Annotated in this window: 13 protein-coding genes; 6 read left to right on the plus strand and 7 right to left on the minus strand. The window is 54.8% G+C overall.

Annotated elements, in window-relative coordinates; all coding sequences use genetic code 11:
• Positions 1 to 120: 120 nt before the first annotated feature.
• Positions 121 to 1,191: a tartrate dehydrogenase gene (locus GC090_RS18660; protein WP_058702348.1), complete on the plus strand. Its 1,071-nt coding sequence runs from the start codon at positions 121 to 123 to the stop codon at positions 1,189 to 1,191.
• Between the two features lies 1 nt (position 1,192).
• On the opposite strand, the gene GC090_RS18665 is transcribed toward GC090_RS18660, so the two are convergent.
• From GC090_RS18665 to GC090_RS18685, 5 genes are all read right to left on the minus strand, one after another.
• Positions 1,193 to 2,524: a glycoside hydrolase family 28 protein gene (locus GC090_RS18665; RefSeq protein ID WP_033739046.1), complete on the minus strand. Its 1,332-nt coding sequence runs from the start codon at positions 2,522 to 2,524 to the stop codon at positions 1,193 to 1,195.
• A 36-nt stretch (positions 2,525 to 2,560) separates the two neighbouring features.
• Positions 2,561 to 3,376 carry a carbohydrate ABC transporter permease gene (locus GC090_RS18670; protein WP_039339038.1) on the minus strand — a complete coding sequence of 272 codons (816 nt, stop codon included), beginning with the start codon at positions 3,374 to 3,376 and terminating at the stop codon, positions 2,561 to 2,563.
• Positions 3,376 to 4,248, minus strand: a complete 873-nt coding sequence (locus GC090_RS18675; RefSeq protein ID WP_033739042.1) for a carbohydrate ABC transporter permease — start codon at positions 4,246 to 4,248, stop codon at positions 3,376 to 3,378. The genes GC090_RS18670 and GC090_RS18675 overlap by 1 nt, the downstream gene beginning before the upstream one ends.
• Before the next feature lie 63 nt (positions 4,249 to 4,311).
• Complete coding sequence (locus GC090_RS18680; RefSeq protein WP_033739253.1) at positions 4,312 to 5,643, minus strand: ABC transporter substrate-binding protein; 1,332 nt, start codon at positions 5,641 to 5,643, stop codon at positions 4,312 to 4,314.
• A gap of 96 nt (positions 5,644 to 5,739) precedes the next feature.
• A complete protein-coding gene (locus GC090_RS18685) occupies positions 5,740 to 6,024 on the minus strand; it encodes a hypothetical protein (RefSeq protein ID WP_164482806.1) in 285 nt (94 codons plus the stop codon).
• A gap of 145 nt (positions 6,025 to 6,169) precedes the next feature.
• Between GC090_RS18685 and GC090_RS18690 the strand changes: the two genes are divergently transcribed.
• Complete coding sequence (locus GC090_RS18690; RefSeq protein ID WP_324020628.1) at positions 6,170 to 6,769, plus strand: GNAT family N-acetyltransferase; 600 nt, start codon at positions 6,170 to 6,172, stop codon at positions 6,767 to 6,769.
• 13 nt (positions 6,770 to 6,782) lie between these two features.
• The gene (locus GC090_RS18695) at positions 6,783 to 7,874 is read left to right on the plus strand and encodes an ABC transporter ATP-binding protein (protein WP_033739035.1); all 1,092 of its coding nucleotides are present in this window, start codon (positions 6,783 to 6,785) and stop codon (positions 7,872 to 7,874) included.
• Positions 7,875 to 7,963: 89 nt separating this feature from the next.
• On the opposite strand, the gene GC090_RS18700 is transcribed toward GC090_RS18695, so the two are convergent.
• Together GC090_RS18700 and GC090_RS18705 are read right to left on the minus strand one after the other, a co-directional pair.
• Positions 7,964 to 9,082 carry an ROK family transcriptional regulator gene (locus tag GC090_RS18700; RefSeq protein ID WP_033739033.1) on the minus strand — a complete coding sequence of 373 codons (1,119 nt, stop codon included), beginning with the start codon at positions 9,080 to 9,082 and terminating at the stop codon, positions 7,964 to 7,966.
• A complete protein-coding gene (locus GC090_RS18705; RefSeq protein ID WP_039339041.1) occupies positions 9,079 to 9,954 on the minus strand; it encodes a glucosamine kinase nucleotide-binding domain-containing protein in 876 nt (291 codons plus the stop codon). The genes GC090_RS18700 and GC090_RS18705 overlap by 4 nt, the downstream gene beginning before the upstream one ends.
• 273 nt (positions 9,955 to 10,227) lie before the next feature.
• On the opposite strand from GC090_RS18705, the gene GC090_RS18710 reads away from it, so the two are divergent.
• The 3 genes from GC090_RS18710 to GC090_RS18720 all read left to right on the plus strand — a co-directional run bounded on the left by GC090_RS18710 (position 10,228) and on the right by GC090_RS18720 (position 15,478).
• Positions 10,228 to 11,388, plus strand: a complete 1,161-nt coding sequence (locus GC090_RS18710) for a Gfo/Idh/MocA family protein (RefSeq protein ID WP_006121682.1) — start codon at positions 10,228 to 10,230, stop codon at positions 11,386 to 11,388.
• Between the two features lie 827 nt (positions 11,389 to 12,215).
• Positions 12,216 to 12,821 carry a hypothetical protein gene (locus GC090_RS18715; RefSeq protein WP_033739027.1) on the plus strand — a complete coding sequence of 202 codons (606 nt, stop codon included), beginning with the start codon at positions 12,216 to 12,218 and terminating at the stop codon, positions 12,819 to 12,821.
• 266 nt (positions 12,822 to 13,087) lie between these two features.
• Complete coding sequence (locus GC090_RS18720) at positions 13,088 to 15,478, plus strand: glucose/quinate/shikimate family membrane-bound PQQ-dependent dehydrogenase (RefSeq protein WP_039339042.1); 2,391 nt, start codon at positions 13,088 to 13,090, stop codon at positions 15,476 to 15,478.
• Positions 15,479 to 15,512 lie beyond the last annotated feature (34 nt).

A 15,512-nucleotide genomic window follows, 5' to 3' on the forward strand; every position in this document is an offset into this window, starting at 1 on the left:
CTAATTATTTACCTCAGGTGGAGAGTTATACTGCGCCGATGCCCGATCATTAATCAAGCTGCATATCGACAGCCTTCACCCACTGACGGGCCCCTACAACATCAACCTCAGAGGTACCCTGTGACAGAGAAAATTCATCGTATCGCCGTGATTCCCGGTGACGGCATTGGTAAGGAAGTGATGCCAGAAGGTATTCGCGTGATGAATGCCGCAGCAGAGAAATTTAATATTCCGCTGCAGTGGACGTGGTTCGATTATGCCAGCGCGGAATACTGGCAACAGCATGGCAAAATGCTGCCTGATAACTGGTTTGCTGAGCTGAAAACCTTTGATGCGATCTATTTTGGCGCGGTCGGCTGGCCCGATATCGTGCCGGATCACGTTTCTCTGTGGGGGTCGTTACTGCAGTTCCGTCGTGAGTTCGATCAGTATGTTAACCTGCGTCCGGTCCGCCTGATGCCCGGCGTGAAAGCGCCGTTAGCCAACCGGCATCCCGGTGATATCGACTTTTACGTCGTGCGCGAAAACACGGAAGGTGAGTACTCCAGCGTCGGCGGCACGATGTTCCCCGGCACAGAACGAGAAGTGGTCATTCAGGAAACCGTGATGACCCGGGTGGGCGTTGACCGCATCCTGAAGTTTGCCTTTGACCTGGCGCAGCGTCGGCCTAAAAAACACCTGACCTCTGCCACCAAATCAAACGGCATCGCCATCACCATGCCTTACTGGGACAACCGCGTTCAGGCAATGCAGGCGCATTATCCTGACGTTAAGGTCGACAAGTATCATATTGATATTCTGACCGCGAATTTTGTTCTGCATCCCGACTGGTTTGATGTCGTGGTGGCCAGCAATCTGTTCGGCGACATTTTGTCAGATCTGGGCCCTGCCTGTACCGGCACCATCGGCATCGCGCCGTCCGCCAATATTAACCCGGAAGGCAACTTCCCCAGCCTGTTTGAACCGGTACACGGTTCCGCGCCCGATATCGCCGGTAAAAACATCGCGAACCCGATTGGTCAGATTTGGTGTGGTGCGATGATGCTGGAGCATCTGGGCTACAAGGCGGCAGGAGATGCCGTGCTGGATGCCATCGAACGCACGCTGGCCGCAGGCGAGCACTTAACCCGCGACCTGGGCGGCAGCGCCAATACACAGCAACTGGGCGACGCTATCGCAGCGGCGCTGTAAGTTACTCCGCCAGCAGCACTACGCTGTCCGGATGCCAGCCTGGAGGCAGTGGCTCAGGCCGCTGAATCGCCAGGTGATGCAGGTGCAAATGTTCAACGCCGCGCGCGAACAGGCCCGGCAGCCCGCCCGGATAGCGCTCCACGCCGTACGCCTCGCCCGTGGTCACATCGACCCGGTACGCGTTGTCCAGCCCCATCCCGGTCGGTGAGTCCGGATTACAGGGCGGCCGAACATCGAACTGACCCTGTACGCCCTGCGCGACTGTCTGACGCAGCTGTAGCTGGCTGATGACGATGTCGCGGATCCAACCCGGCTGCGCCGCATGCAGGTTGATCGCCCCTTCTGCCACACCGCTGAGATGGCTGAACTGAACCTGTTCAACGATCCCTGGTGGCACCTGCGGATCGCGCGTGCGCACAGAAATAAACAGGGGATCGGCTTTGCCCCAGTGGCAGGCGGCAACATGGTGACAGTGAAAGGTGATGTGACTGAACAGGACGCGCCGTATCGCACCGCCGTCCCGCGAGACGATGCCAATGCCGCGGTTGGAATCAAATAGGCTGCAGCCGGTCACGGTAATATCTTCGACGTCATCCCAGGTTTCCGTGCCGATTTTAATCGCGCAGCTGTCGCTGCGCAGCAGGCAGTTGCTGATCGCGATGCGCCGGGCCGGACGGCGCAGGCTGCCAGGCTTCAAGGTCGTTTTAATGCAAATCGCATCGTCAGCGGCGCTGAAATAGCTGTTGCTAATCAACACGGCCTCGCAGCTGTCGATATCCAGCGCGTCCGTGTTGGGCAGCGTCATGGCGTTATCAATGGTCAGATGGTCAATGTGTACATGGCGGCAGCTGACAAGGTGCACCGTCCACATTGGGGCCTGGAACAGGGTAAAGTCCTTGAGCGTCACCTGCTCGCAGTCCTCAAAGACGATCATGCGCGGTCTGTCTGCCCTGGGCATGCGATAGCCCTGTTCGTCGGCCTCTGCCGCAAACCAGGCTTCGGCGTCGCCTTCTATACGGCCTTTGCCACTGATCGTCAGATTGCGCTGCCCCAACGCATACAGCAGGACGTTATGCGATTTCTCAGCACTGCTCAGCGTCTTCCATTGCTGATAATCTGCCAGGTGCCGGCTGGCAATCAGCACCGCCCCGGCGGCCAGATGCAGCTCAAAATTGGAAGGCAGATTCAGGCTGCCACTGCGATAACGCCCCGGTGGCAACGTCAGCCGACCGCCGCCCGCTTCAGCAATCTGATCGATCGCGCGTTGCAGTGCCTGCGTGTCCGGCGTTTCACCGTCCGCTGCCGGATGAAAATCAGCAAGAGAAAGATCCATTTTTCGGCCTCCGTCGTGAAGTGTGACCTGGTGGGGTTATTTCACCGCGCCTTCGGTCACGCCACTGATGAATTTGCGCTGGAAGAACAGGAACACCAGAATGAGCGGCATAATGACGATCATCGCCCCTGCCATCAGTACCGGGATATCGATGGTGTTTTTATTCTGAAAAAACATCATGCCAATCGGCAGGGTACGCAGTTCGTCTTTATTCACCAGAATTAACGGGATAAGAAATTCGTTCCACGTCCAGATAAATAGCAGCAAGGCCAGCGTGGAGATCGTCGGCCAGATAGCCGGGACTAAAATGCCCCACAGGATTTTGACGCGCGACGCACCATCCATCACGGCCGCTTCAACCAGCTCTTTCGGAACCTGCTGGAAGGCGCTGGCAATCATCAGCGTCGTAAAGGGCAACGAGAGCGCAATCTGCGGCAGGATCAGGGCCAGAGTGGTATTAGTTAATCCCATCCAGTGCAGTTCGTGATACAGCGGAATGATAAAGGCTTCACTTGGTAATACCATGCCCAGCGCCAGCATCGCCGCCACCAGCTTTTTACCGGGAATTTTCAGCATGGCAAAGCCAAATCCGGCCAGAATACCCAGCAAAATACTGCACAGCACCACCGGAATCACGACCAGCACGGAGTTCATAAAGTAAACGTTAAAATGCCCCTGTTGCCAGGCGGTCACGTAATTTTTGATATTCAGGGATGCGGGCAGCGTAAACACGCCCTGAAACAGCTCTGTCTGAGTCTTAAATGAGGTCATAAACGCCATCAGAAACGGCATGATGGTCAGCAACGCCACGACCCAGATGAGCGCACGAGAAATAACCGGAGTGCTTTTCATCAGTAACGCTCCTTCAGGGCCAGATGAATCAGGTAGTTAATCCCTAGCACAATCACCATGCTGAATACGGCGACCGATGAGGCATAGCCGAAGTAGTGCAGATCAAAACCCTGCTTATACATAAAGATATTGGTGACCATCGTGGAAGTGCCCGGCCCGCCCTGGGTCATCACATAAACCAGATCAAAGGCTTTTAAGCTGGCAATCACTGTCAGGAGCAGCGCGATACGCAACTCCGGGCGCAGGCCCGGCAGCGTGATGCGCATAAACTTACGCCGCCGCGACGAGCCATCCAGATCGGCCGCTTCCAGCAGGGACGGGTCCATACGCTGTAGACCCGCCATAAACAGCACCAGACAGAAGCCAAAGAAGTACCAGGTGGCCACCATGCCCACGGCAGGCAGTGCCCAGGTAAAATCCCCCAGCCACGACATTGCCAGCTGCGGTAAACCGACAGCACGCAGGAACTGATCGATCGGGCCAAATGCCGGGTTATAAAGCCAGCGCCAGACCACGCCCAGCACCGCCATCGGCATGATATAGGGCAGGAAGAACAGAATCCGCAGCACGCTGCGCTCGGTATTGTTGCGGGTTTCATACAAAAAGCTGCATAGCAGGAGTCCGACGCTGATCGGCAGCAGCGTATAAAACAGCATCAGGATGGCGTTGTTGCCCAGCGCAATCCAGAACACCGGATCGCTGAACATGCGCAGGTAGTTAGCGACGCCGGCAAAAACCGGCATGGATATGCCATCCCATTCGGTAAAACTGATTCCCAGTGACGCCAGCAGCGGCAATAACAGAAACAGTCCATAAACCAGCACGGCTGGAAGAAGATAGAGAAAATTGCGCCAACTGCTTTGATTCAACATAACCGTACTCGTCGTAGTGAGATCGACATTCAGGCCCGGCAGATATGCTGCCGGGCACCCGGCTTAGTGTTTCAGGGTTTTTATATAACGCTGATAGTTGTTATCGAAGTTAGTGACCATCTGATTCGCCGTGAGTCGTCCCGCCAGCAGCAGCTGTACGTTTTGATTGAGTTCGGCGTTCATCGTCGGGGTGGCCCAGTCCACATAGTGACCCAGTCCGTCATAGGCATTGAGCGTCAGCCAGACCTGATAGGCCTCGCCTAAGAGCGGATTGTCGGCCGGGATTTTTGCGTCTTTACTGGTGCTGGCGGGCAGGAAGCCCACACTCAGCCAGCGGTTTGCCATGCTGTCTGACACCATATAGTTGATAAATTTGGCTGAGGCATCCTGCTGCGCTTTGGTTTTTGCCATGCTGGTCATCGAGAAGGCCAGGTCAGTCCCGCCGACCATCAACGGCTGCTTCACACCCTCACCCGCCGGCATCGCGGCAAAGTGAATATCTTTATTGTCTTTAAACTGGCCCAGATACCAGGTGCCGCTGACCAGAAAAGCCGCCTGACCGTTCTGGAACAGCGTGGCGGCATCATCGTGGCCAATGCCCTGATAGCCAGGGAACAGGTAACCTTTATCGGCCCAGCCTTTCATCATCGTGGCGGCCTTAATCAGCTTTTCATCTTTGAACGTGCCGCCCACGTCATAAATCAGGTCATCCAGCGCTTTACGATCGTGACTTTCAATCTGCGCTTCCCACAAGGTGCTGAGCAGTTGCTGACCCATATTGCCGTCCAGCAGACCTAACATCATTGGCGGCGTGCCCTGCTGCTTCAGTTTTGCCATGGCGGCTTCCAGCTCGCTCAGGGTTTTCGGCACCGCAATACCGGCTTTATCCAGTAGCGCTTTGTTGTAATACAGGCCGACCATTTCACCGAGGCTGGCAACACCGTACAGCTTACCGCTGCCAAACTGACCACTGTCAGACCAGCGGTTACGCTTCAGAATGGAGTCCGGGAAGCGTTTGGTCCAGCCGTACTCGGCCGCATAGCTGTCCAGCGGCAGCAGCAGTTTGTCTTTTACCAGCGATCCCATATCGCCGCCGCCCTGGTTCACCTGTGCGATCTGCGGCCCTTCACCTGCGGTTAACGCCAGCTTCAGGGGAATTCGGGTATCTTCGAAAGAGTGCACGGAGCGATTAATGACGATGCCGGGGTTTTGTTGAGTGAATTCTTTAATGCCTTCATCGACTGCCGCCGTTTGCTGAGGATACGTATAGATATCCCACTCATTCAGCGTGACTTTGCTGTCGGCATGCGCAACGCTGCCCATCAGCAAGCCCGCCGCCAGGAGGCTACGAACCGACGTGCGAAAACGGAACGAACGAACTGAGGAATCAGACATCATGCTCACTTTCTCCAATAGAGGACGGGCATCCTTTCTTCACACGGTCTGCACTCCCGCAGACTGAAGCCGCATAACTCACCTTCTCATCCATAGTTACTTTAATAAAAAAATAAAGTCAAACACCGGGCCGGCGGAATTGCCAGGTTGTGAGCCTGCGCAAAAAATCAACCTGGCAGACCGCTTATCCGAATAAGCGCGGGGTGATAAAAAGAAATGCAGCGTAATATTCATGCTGATCTTTTCCGCAGCAGCACAATAATCCACCGCCAAAATGACGTAATAACCTGCTGATAAAAAATATGAAAATCCTATGACGCTCACATTTTTAACTTTTAATTTAAACGGGTAATCCGCGCAGGCCTTGCGGTAGCGCGCCACAAGGGCGCACGGAGACTGGTCTGGTCAGGCAGAGCGCGGGCATAACGGGAAGCCCACTGACAGCACGGTAATTATTCCATCTTGAAAACTAAGTCAGCTTTCATTAACGTGAGATTGTTCAATGACTGACCTGTGAGAAATGACGATGGTGAATCAAGGTGTCATTCGTCCGGCGACCGCGTCGGATTATCCCGCGCTCTACCGTATTTGTCTGGAAACGGCCAATGCTGGAAAAGATGCCAGTCACTGCTATTCCGACCCTGAGTATCCCGGGCAGCGCTTTGCGGTGCCCTATGCACGCTTTGCCCCGGATTTTGCCTTTGTGCTGGAGGTTGACGGTGAGGTGATGGGATATGTCGTTGCCACACCGGATACCGTCGCCTTTGAAGCGCAGCTTGCACGCGACTGGTGGCCCCGGCTGCAGGAGAAATACCGCGATCGCACACCTGTCGCCCCTTACGACAGCAAGATCCTTGACAGTATCCGTCAGCCTGAGCCTGCCGCACAGGCGCTGGTGACGCAGTGGCCTGCCCATCTGCATATCAATCTTCTGCCGCCCGTTCAGGCGGGCGGCTGGGGACGCAGGATGATCGAACATGAACTGGCAGCCCTGCGCAACGCGGATGTGCGCGGTGTCCATCTGGGCGTCAGCCTGCAAAATGAGCAGGTTTGCGCGTTTTATCAATGCCTGGGATTCAGCCATATCCTGCGCAGCAACGCCATCTATATGGGCCAGTTACTTTGATCAGGGGAAGCTTATGACCAGCCTGCGCTTACAGAACGTTAAGAAGTCCTATGACAACATCGGGGTGATTCACGGGGTCGATCTCACCATAAACAGCGGCGAGTTTGTTGTGTTTGTCGGACCTTCCGGCTGTGGCAAATCCACCCTGCTACGCATGATCGCCGGACTGGAAGAGATTACGGACGGAAAGCTGCTCATCGACGACAAAGACATGACCCGCCAGCCTGCCACCGAACGCGGCATTGCCATGGTCTTTCAGTCTTACGCGCTCTATCCCAATATGACCGTGCGCGGCAATCTGGCGTATCCGTTAGAGGTCATGAAGAAATCAAAAGCGGAGATTGCCCAGGCCATTGAACAGACCGCCGCGCGCTTACACCTGACAGAACTGTTAGACCGCCTGCCGCGCGCACTGTCCGGTGGTCAGCGCCAGCGCGTCGCCATTGGCCGGGCCATCATTCGTCATCCCCGCATTTTCCTGTTTGATGAGCCGCTGTCCAACCTGGATGCCGAACTGCGTCTGCAGATGCGCATTGAAATCGCCCGTCTGCATGCCTCACTGGGCAATACCATGATCTATGTTACTCACGATCAGTCTGAGGCAATGACGCTGGCCGATCGCATCGTCGTGCTGCGTAAAGGCAAGATTGAGCAGGTGGGCGCGCCGCTGAGCCTGTACAGCGATCCCGACAACCTGTTTGTGGCCGGATTTATTGGCTCACCGAAGATGAATTTCCTGCGAGCTGAGATTACGGCGACGCGTCAGGGCGAAGTGCAGTTAACCGTCCCTGATCTGGCCATCACGCAGCTGGTACTGAAGATTGAGGCGCCCTGCCATGAAGGTCAGCGCGTAACGCTGGGCATTCGCCCTGAACATATTCAGCCCGCTGCCGCCACACCATCTGCACAGCAATTTAGCGGAACGCTGTCCTTTGCCGAAATGCTGGGCCATACCAGCTACCTTTATCTGGATGTGGGCATTGAACAGATGCTGGTGGTAGAAGAACGTGAGGCTCAGCCACGTGAGTTGGGGACGGCGGTCAGGCTGGGACTGTCAACCGATCACTGCCTTCTGTTTGATGAGCAGGGGCAGCGTCTGCGCTAAACCGGATGGCGCCCCGGCGCCGTCAGATGACTTTTCCAGCTTCACCAGTGCAGGCCGCATCATCATACCAGCGGCCTGCGCGCCCCTCGTCAGGTCACCGGTTCTTCGTCTGCCTGTGCAGCCAGCAGGTCGAGCAGCATGTTCACGGCGAAACCCGCCGCGCCCAGGGCCCACATCCGGTTGGATTCGGTGAGAAACTGCAGCGGTGTCATATGAGGCGTAAGCTTCAGACGATAGGCCTGAAAGCTTTGGGTGATATGGTCTAAAAGAATACGCGAGGCCATATGCGGCTCCATAGCCAGATAAACGATATCCGGATCGTAGGCGACCGACAGGTTTGCCAGTGAAATTCCCAGCTCACGACCGGCCTCTTCCAGCGCCGCCAACACATCGGCCGTCGGACGCTGATCAAGCGCCTGCAGCGTTAACGGACCGCCCTCCTCATCCTGCGCCACACGTTGCAGAATGGCGCGGGACGAGGCCACATCCTCCAGCAGGCGCATCGAGCCATCACCGACCAGGCCATTGCCAATTTCGCCCGCTTTGCCGTGCCGTCCACGGTACAGTCGCCGGTTGAGAATGATGCCCGCACCGATGCCTTTGCCGTACGTGGCGATAACGGCAGACTGTGCATGACCCAGTTGCCCAAAGACCATCGTTGCCATCGCCATCGCGTTGGCATCGTTTTCGATAAAGACCGGCAGAGAAAAGCGCGTTTCCAGTAGCTGCGCAATGGGGACATTTTCCCAGTCGAGAACTTTAGACCGAATGCAGTAGCCGTTTTCGGCATCGACTAAGCCGGACAGGGCCAGGCCAATCGCGCCGACGTGTTTTTCTTCAACACCGCGTAAAAACCTGGCCAGCGCGTCGCCTAACTGACGCGGCGTGATCGCGCCCGCAGGCATCTGCTGTTCCCCCAGCAAATTGCCGCTGAGATCCGTCATGACGATCAGGTTACGTTCGGCATTCAGCTGGATTCCGATGACGCTGGCGCGATCGGGATTCAGCCCCAGCAAAGTTTTAGGCCGCCCCATTGACACCCGCCGCAGGCCAAGCTCCTGCACAATTCCCTGGGCGAGCAGGCGGTTGGTCGCCTGAGAAACGGTCGACATACTGAGTCCACTGCGAACCTTCAGGTCAGACTGACTGATGGGCGCATGTTCCACAATCAGTCGCAGAATGCGCGCGGTGACGTTGGGAGCGATCATAAAGTCCTCAGATTTGATCGTGCCATCATTAATGCGCCGTCCAGCGCATCGTATTGCGCAGCGACCAGGCGAGCCTGCACATCGCTTGCCAGCCAGGGCAAAATCGGGGTTGCCAGCCCGCCCATTAACGCAACCTGCCCCTGACTGATGGCGGAAAGACGATTCACCATCAAACCAATATCGTGAGCGGTTTGCCGCAGTAAGACGGTCGCATGAGGATCGTCTGCATGTGCCGCGGCGAAAACCTCGGGCACCACGCGCGCCCAGTCGGCCGGCATGGCATCGCGCGTCCACAGCAGCATGGATTCCGGGCTGTGATCAAAACGCGCCATCAGGCTGTGCGTCAATGCGGTACGTTCAACAATGGCTTCATGCGCCAGCAGCGCCAGTCGCAGTGCCCGTCGACCAAGCTCAGCGCCCGATCCCTGGTCGGAAAGCGCAAATCCCCAGCCGCCCAGCAGCGTAAAGCGTTCGCCATCCCATGCCGCGCCCTGGCTCCCGGTGCCGGTAATAAAGACCGCGCCCGGTGCCGCAGCATGCGCACCGGCGCAGGCGATTTCCACATCACTGACGACCTGCAGGGCCGCACAGTCGGGCTGCCATTGTGCCAGACGTGCCTGAACGGAGGCCACATTGGCCCCTGCTAAACCGGCTACCAGCGACGTGTGAGACAGCGCCTCGGGGGCCAGGCCGGCCTGAGACAGCACCGCCGCGATTAACTGTTCAACGCTGTTCAGTGCGGCATCGAACTGGGACCAGACGTTAGCGGGACCGCCCACAGCCTGGGCCAGGAGCGTGCCCTCGCTGTCGGTTAACCGTGCGCGACACTGGGTGCCGCCGCCATCAATACCAAGGAGATAGTGTGATTGCACGCGCTTCCTCCCGCCTTAACTCATCTCTATTCTGTAATCTGCGAACGATAGGTGAAAAAAACTTAAATCGCAATAACAAATAAATATAGGGAAAAAACAATAACTATTTTTTATTTAAAATCAGTTAAATAACAAAAAATACGTACGCAAATCACACAACCCGTTATTGACATTACTTTTTCCATCGTAATAAGTTGGTGGTCAGCATCTCAACCATAACGTCCGGTCAGCGGCGTGATTACCGTTGTCAGAACTCAGGATCAGGGGTTTCCCATGAAAGTAGGCATTATTGGTCTCGGCTTTCGCCTTTCTCACGTGGTTAAAGAGTTTCACAAAGCCGATCCCGCATTTTCGCTGGTAGGCTATTGCGATCCCGCACCTGCCGGGCTGCCGAATCTGCACAGTTTTGGTATCGATCCCGGCAAGGCGTTTGACTCCATTGACGCGCTGCTGCAGCACGGCGGCTTTGATTTGTTGCTGGTGGGCTCGCCAAACTTTATGCATCTTGAGCATGTCACGCAGGCGCTGGCAGCAGGTTATACCGTATTTACGGAAAAGCCTGTCGTGATCAATGAAGAACAGACGATGGCGATGGCAAGACTGGTGCGCCAGTACGGTGAAGACCGAATCCTGGTTGGGCTGGTGCTGCGTTATTCGCCGCTGTACCACGATCTGTTGGCCGCACGGGACGATCGTCGACTGGGTGAAATTACCTCAATTGAAGCCACTGAGCATATCAAGCCTTACCATGGCGCGTTCTTTCAGCGCGACTGGCGCAGGCTGGAAAAATATGCCGGCCCCTATATTCTGGAAAAATGCTGTCACGACATCGATCTCTATCAGGGATTAATGCAGGAACGTCCTGTGCGGGTTGCCAGCTTTGGTGGACGCAAATCCTTTACACCGCAACATGCGCCGCAGGGCGCAGTGAATGCGCAGTCTGAGATTTACCATACTAAACCGAGTGGCTGGGCGAGTACCGACGCGGTCTTTGACAGCGATGCGGACATCGTCGATTACCAGACGGCCCTGATTGAATATGCCAGTGGCGCGACGCTCGCCTTTCACGCCAACCTGAATGTCCCGGACGAGTTCCGTCGCTTCTGCGTGATCGGGACTGACGGCATGGCCGAGGGCGATTTTGTCCGTAACTATTTCCGCGTACACAACGCACGTACCGGCGAAAAAGAGGTTGAAACCATTTACAACGGTAATGCCTATGATGGCCACTACGGGGCTGATGCCTTGATGGCTGAAGAGATCGTGAAACATATTAAGCAGGGCACGCCGCTAAAAGTTTCTGTGATCGATGCACTGGAAGCGGGCCTGACGGCCATTAAGATTGACGAAGCGCGCAAAACCCGCAGCGTCATCGATCTGACCGAAAGCTGGAAAAATTTTGACGCCAACCTGGGAAAAACGGGAACGCCTTAGTTCCCTCCTGATCTTTTCTCCCCCGAGAGCATCAGGTTGATCGCTAGCATCACTGACTGGTACCTCACTCAAACCGGCCCTCTGGGCCGGTTTTTTTTTAGGGCAAAGGGAAACGTACCGTTTCTTACCAGCCTGCCCGCCGACACGAAAGGTTGCTGACAGCCTGTGCGTGAACGACGCTCCGCACCTGCGACGCCTTCATCAGGTTCACGCTGAGGCGCGCCAGTGTGGCTGCCTGCTTACAGGAGCCACATTCAGAGTGGCTCCTGTAAGCAGGCCATTCGGCGCTGCACGCGCCTTGCGGCGTCAGGGACCAGTCAGCCACAGCCCGGTTTCTTCGGGCGTTGAGGACAATGCCTGTACCCGCCCTGTCCGGCGTGCCATACCGTTTCGTACGCCCCTCAATTCGTCCCGCTATTTAGCAATCTGGTCGCGTTTTCTGTCACGATTATCACAATCATAATTACGTGCGAACGATAAAAAAAACCGATAACTCTGCTGCTAACTTTAGCCAGGAGAAAATAAAGCCATAACCGAAGCGGTAAGTCAGGCAAAAACACGACAGTTTATTCTGTGAATCTTAACTGCGGACTTTCCCGATTTCGTAAAGTTATCGCGTGTTGCTAAATTAACATGCGTGCAGTAATCACGTCTGGAAAAACCATTCAACGTTATAATTAGATGTCATATAAAGTTAAATGAATGCCTAATAAGAAGAGTGAGATAATGTGTTTGCCAACAGAATAGCGTATATTCATTGCCGTACTTCACTTTGTTAATGAAAAAATATAACGCACAGCAAACATAAAAAACGTTTCGAAGAGATAATGAAAAATAGCTTATATAACCCTTATATTACTGAGCCTATTCATCACGTCACGAGCCAGGTGGCCGGTATTTGCTATCATCTTCCCAATGCGGACTTTGCACGTCCTGAGAAAATGATACTTAATGACGACAACATTATTTCATTACACAATCACCTTGCAACTGAAGCAGCATTAATGATTATTCCGCTGTGCGATCGCCAGTTAAAGGAATGGATGAATCAGCCTGCGCGTTATTTACCTTTGCAGGATTCACGGGTGCGTATTGGTATTAATTATCACAGTCTTTTGCTTTACCGGGAAAGATTACTGGAATTAATTAACACCTATGCTTTCTGGCTTTTTGATTTCGCACCGCCTGGCGCAGAGTGGCATTTAGTCGAATCTTTTCCCTTTTCCGCAATTGTCCTGAGTGAAACCTTCTTTAATGACAACTATCGGAAATTTAGTTTTCCTTTCTTAATTGAATCGTTAAGGGAAAAAGGGGCCGAGATATTCGTCCGCGGTTATGATCCAACGTTAAGCGCAGAACAACTCGCAGCCGTGAACATCAGCGGCTGGCAATTACAGCGTTTATCGGGCGATCTCATTCCTTTTACGCTTTAACCTTTCCTGCGTTCGATTAGTAATGGATCATATCGAGATGAACCATTAACCCCTTCTAAAGTGTTGCCTTAGGTGCGTTGTTAAGAGTTTTAAGCCAAAAAAATCAAAACTCATACCAATTTTGCTATAACATTTAACACATCTGGATCATCGAGCTTAACGGAAGAGCCTAATTAAGAATGCCTTTAACTTTTGTACTTTATGACTGAAAACAATCTATCTGATTGTTTTCTTGTGTTTTATGGCAACGAAACGAGGTCAACATTATGGGGAAAAACTCCTCATCCTTTAGCGTGGTCCGTTTTTTAACGGTGCTGTTCGCCGTGCTAACGGGTGCGTTCATGTTAATTGGTGGTATCTGGTTAGCCACGATTGGTGGTTCCTGGTACTACATCATTGGTGGTGCAGCTATGCTGCTTACCGCTTTTCTGCTCTGGCGTCGAAACAGTGCTGCGCTGCTGGTCTATGCATTACTGCTGCTGGCGACCCTGGCATGGGGCGTTTGGGAAGTCGGTACTGACTTCTGGGCGCTGGCACCTCGCACCGATGTCCTGGTCATTTTTGGCGTCTGGCTGGTGTTGCCTTTTGTTTACCGGGTCTTTTATCGTCCAGGCAAAGGCCCATTGAGTGCGATGGCGGTTGCCCTGGTGGCCAGTGCAGTCGTATTAGCCTATGCCGTCTTTAACGATCCGCAGGTTGTTAACGGCGCCGTGCCTGCCACAGCAGATACGGCGACGCAGGCTCAGCCGTTGAGCAATGTTGCCGATGCTGACTGGCCAGCTTATGCACGCGATCAGCAAGGTACACGCTATTCACCGCTGAAGCAGATCAATCACGATAACGTGAAAGAGCTGCAGGTTGCCTGGCAGTTCCAGACCGGCGATATGAAAAAGCCGAGCGATCCCGGTGAAATCACCGATGAAGTGACGCCGATTAAAATCCGCGACACGCTGTATCTCTGCTCACCTCACCAGATTTTGTTCGCCCTGGATGCGGCAACGGGTAAGCAGAAATGGAAATTTGATCCCGGTTTGAAAACTGACCCAACCTTCCAGCATGTTACCTGCCGTGGTGTGTCCTACCACGAGTTCCCGGCAGCTAAAGATGCCGCGAATACGCAGCCTGCGCTGTGCTCGCGTCGTATCTACCTGCCTGTGAACGATGGTCGCCTGTTTGCACTGGATGCGGAAACCGGTGAACGTTGCCCGGCCTTTGGTAATAACGGTGAGCTGGATCTTCAGCACAAACAGCCGGTCACTACGCCTGGCATGTATGAGCCGACCTCTCCGCCAGTGATTACCGACACCACCATCGTGATGGCGGGTGCGGTGACCGATAACTTCTCAACCCGTGAGCCATCCGGCGTTATCCGTGGTTTTGACGTTAATACAGGCAAACTGCTGTGGGTATTTGATCCGGGTGCGAAAGATCCCAACGCGATTCCGGCGGATGAACACACGTTCACCATGAACTCGCCGAACTCCTGGGCACCTGCGGTCTACGATCCGAAACTGGATATCGTTTATCTGCCTATGGGCGTGACAACGCCTGATATCTGGGGCGGTAACCGCACCCCAGAGCAGGAGCGTTATGCGAGCAGCGTCCTGGCCCTGAATGCCACCACCGGTAAGCTGGTGTGGTCTTATCAGACCGTGCATCACGATCTGTGGGACATGGATCTGCCGTCGCAGCCGACGCTGGCCGATATTACCGATAAAGACGGTAACACCGTGCCGGTGATTTATGCGCCAGCGAAAACCGGGAACATTTTCGTCCTGGACCGCCGTACCGGTAAAACCGTTGTACCGGCCCCCGAAACCCCGGTTCCGCAGGGTGCCGCAAAAGGCGACCACGTCTCTCCGACTCAGCCTTACTCTGAACTGACCTTCCGTCCAAAACAGAATCTGACGGACAAGGACATGTGGGGCGCCACGATGTACGACCAACTGGTGTGCCGCGTGATCTTCAAACGCCTGCGCTATGAAGGTCCGTTCACCCCGCCTTCTGAGCAAGGTACGCTGGTGTTCCCGGGTAACCTGGGCATGTTTGAGTGGGGCGGGATTTCGGTCGATCCGCATCGTCAGATTGCGATTGCCAACCCAATGGCACTGCCGTTTGTGTCCAAGCTGATTCCGCGCGGACCGGGTAACCCGGAAGAGCCACCAGCCGGCGCAACAGGCGGTTCCGGTACCGAAACCGGTATTCAGCCGCAGTACGGCGTGCCGTATGGCGTGGAACTGAATCCGTTCCTGTCACCGTTTGGTCTGCCCTGTAAACAGCCTGCATGGGGTTATGTATCGGCGGTTGACCTGAAAACCAATAAGGTCGTCTGGAAGCAACGTATTGGTACCGTTCGTGACAGTGCGCCAGTGCCGCTGCCATTCAAAATGGGTATGCCAATGCTGGGTGGCCCGGTCGCCACAGCCGGTAAAGTGTTCTTTATTGGCGCAACGGCCGATAACTACCTGCGTGCTTACAGCACCGATACCGGTGAGCTGCTGTGGCAGGCGCGTCTGCCAGCAGGCGGTCAGGCGACACCAATGACTTATGAAGTTAACGGTAAGCAGTACGTCGTGATTGCTGCCGGTGGCCATGGTTCATTTGGTACCAAACTGGGCGATTATGTCATTGCCTATGCACTGCCGGACCAGAAATAACCTGAACCTGTAAAAACAAGGCGGACTCCGGTCC

Origin of the sequence: Pantoea sp. JZ29 (assembly GCF_035190385.1) — a bacterium.
GTDB classification, from domain to species: Bacteria; Pseudomonadota; Gammaproteobacteria; order Enterobacterales; family Enterobacteriaceae; genus Pantoea; species Pantoea stewartii.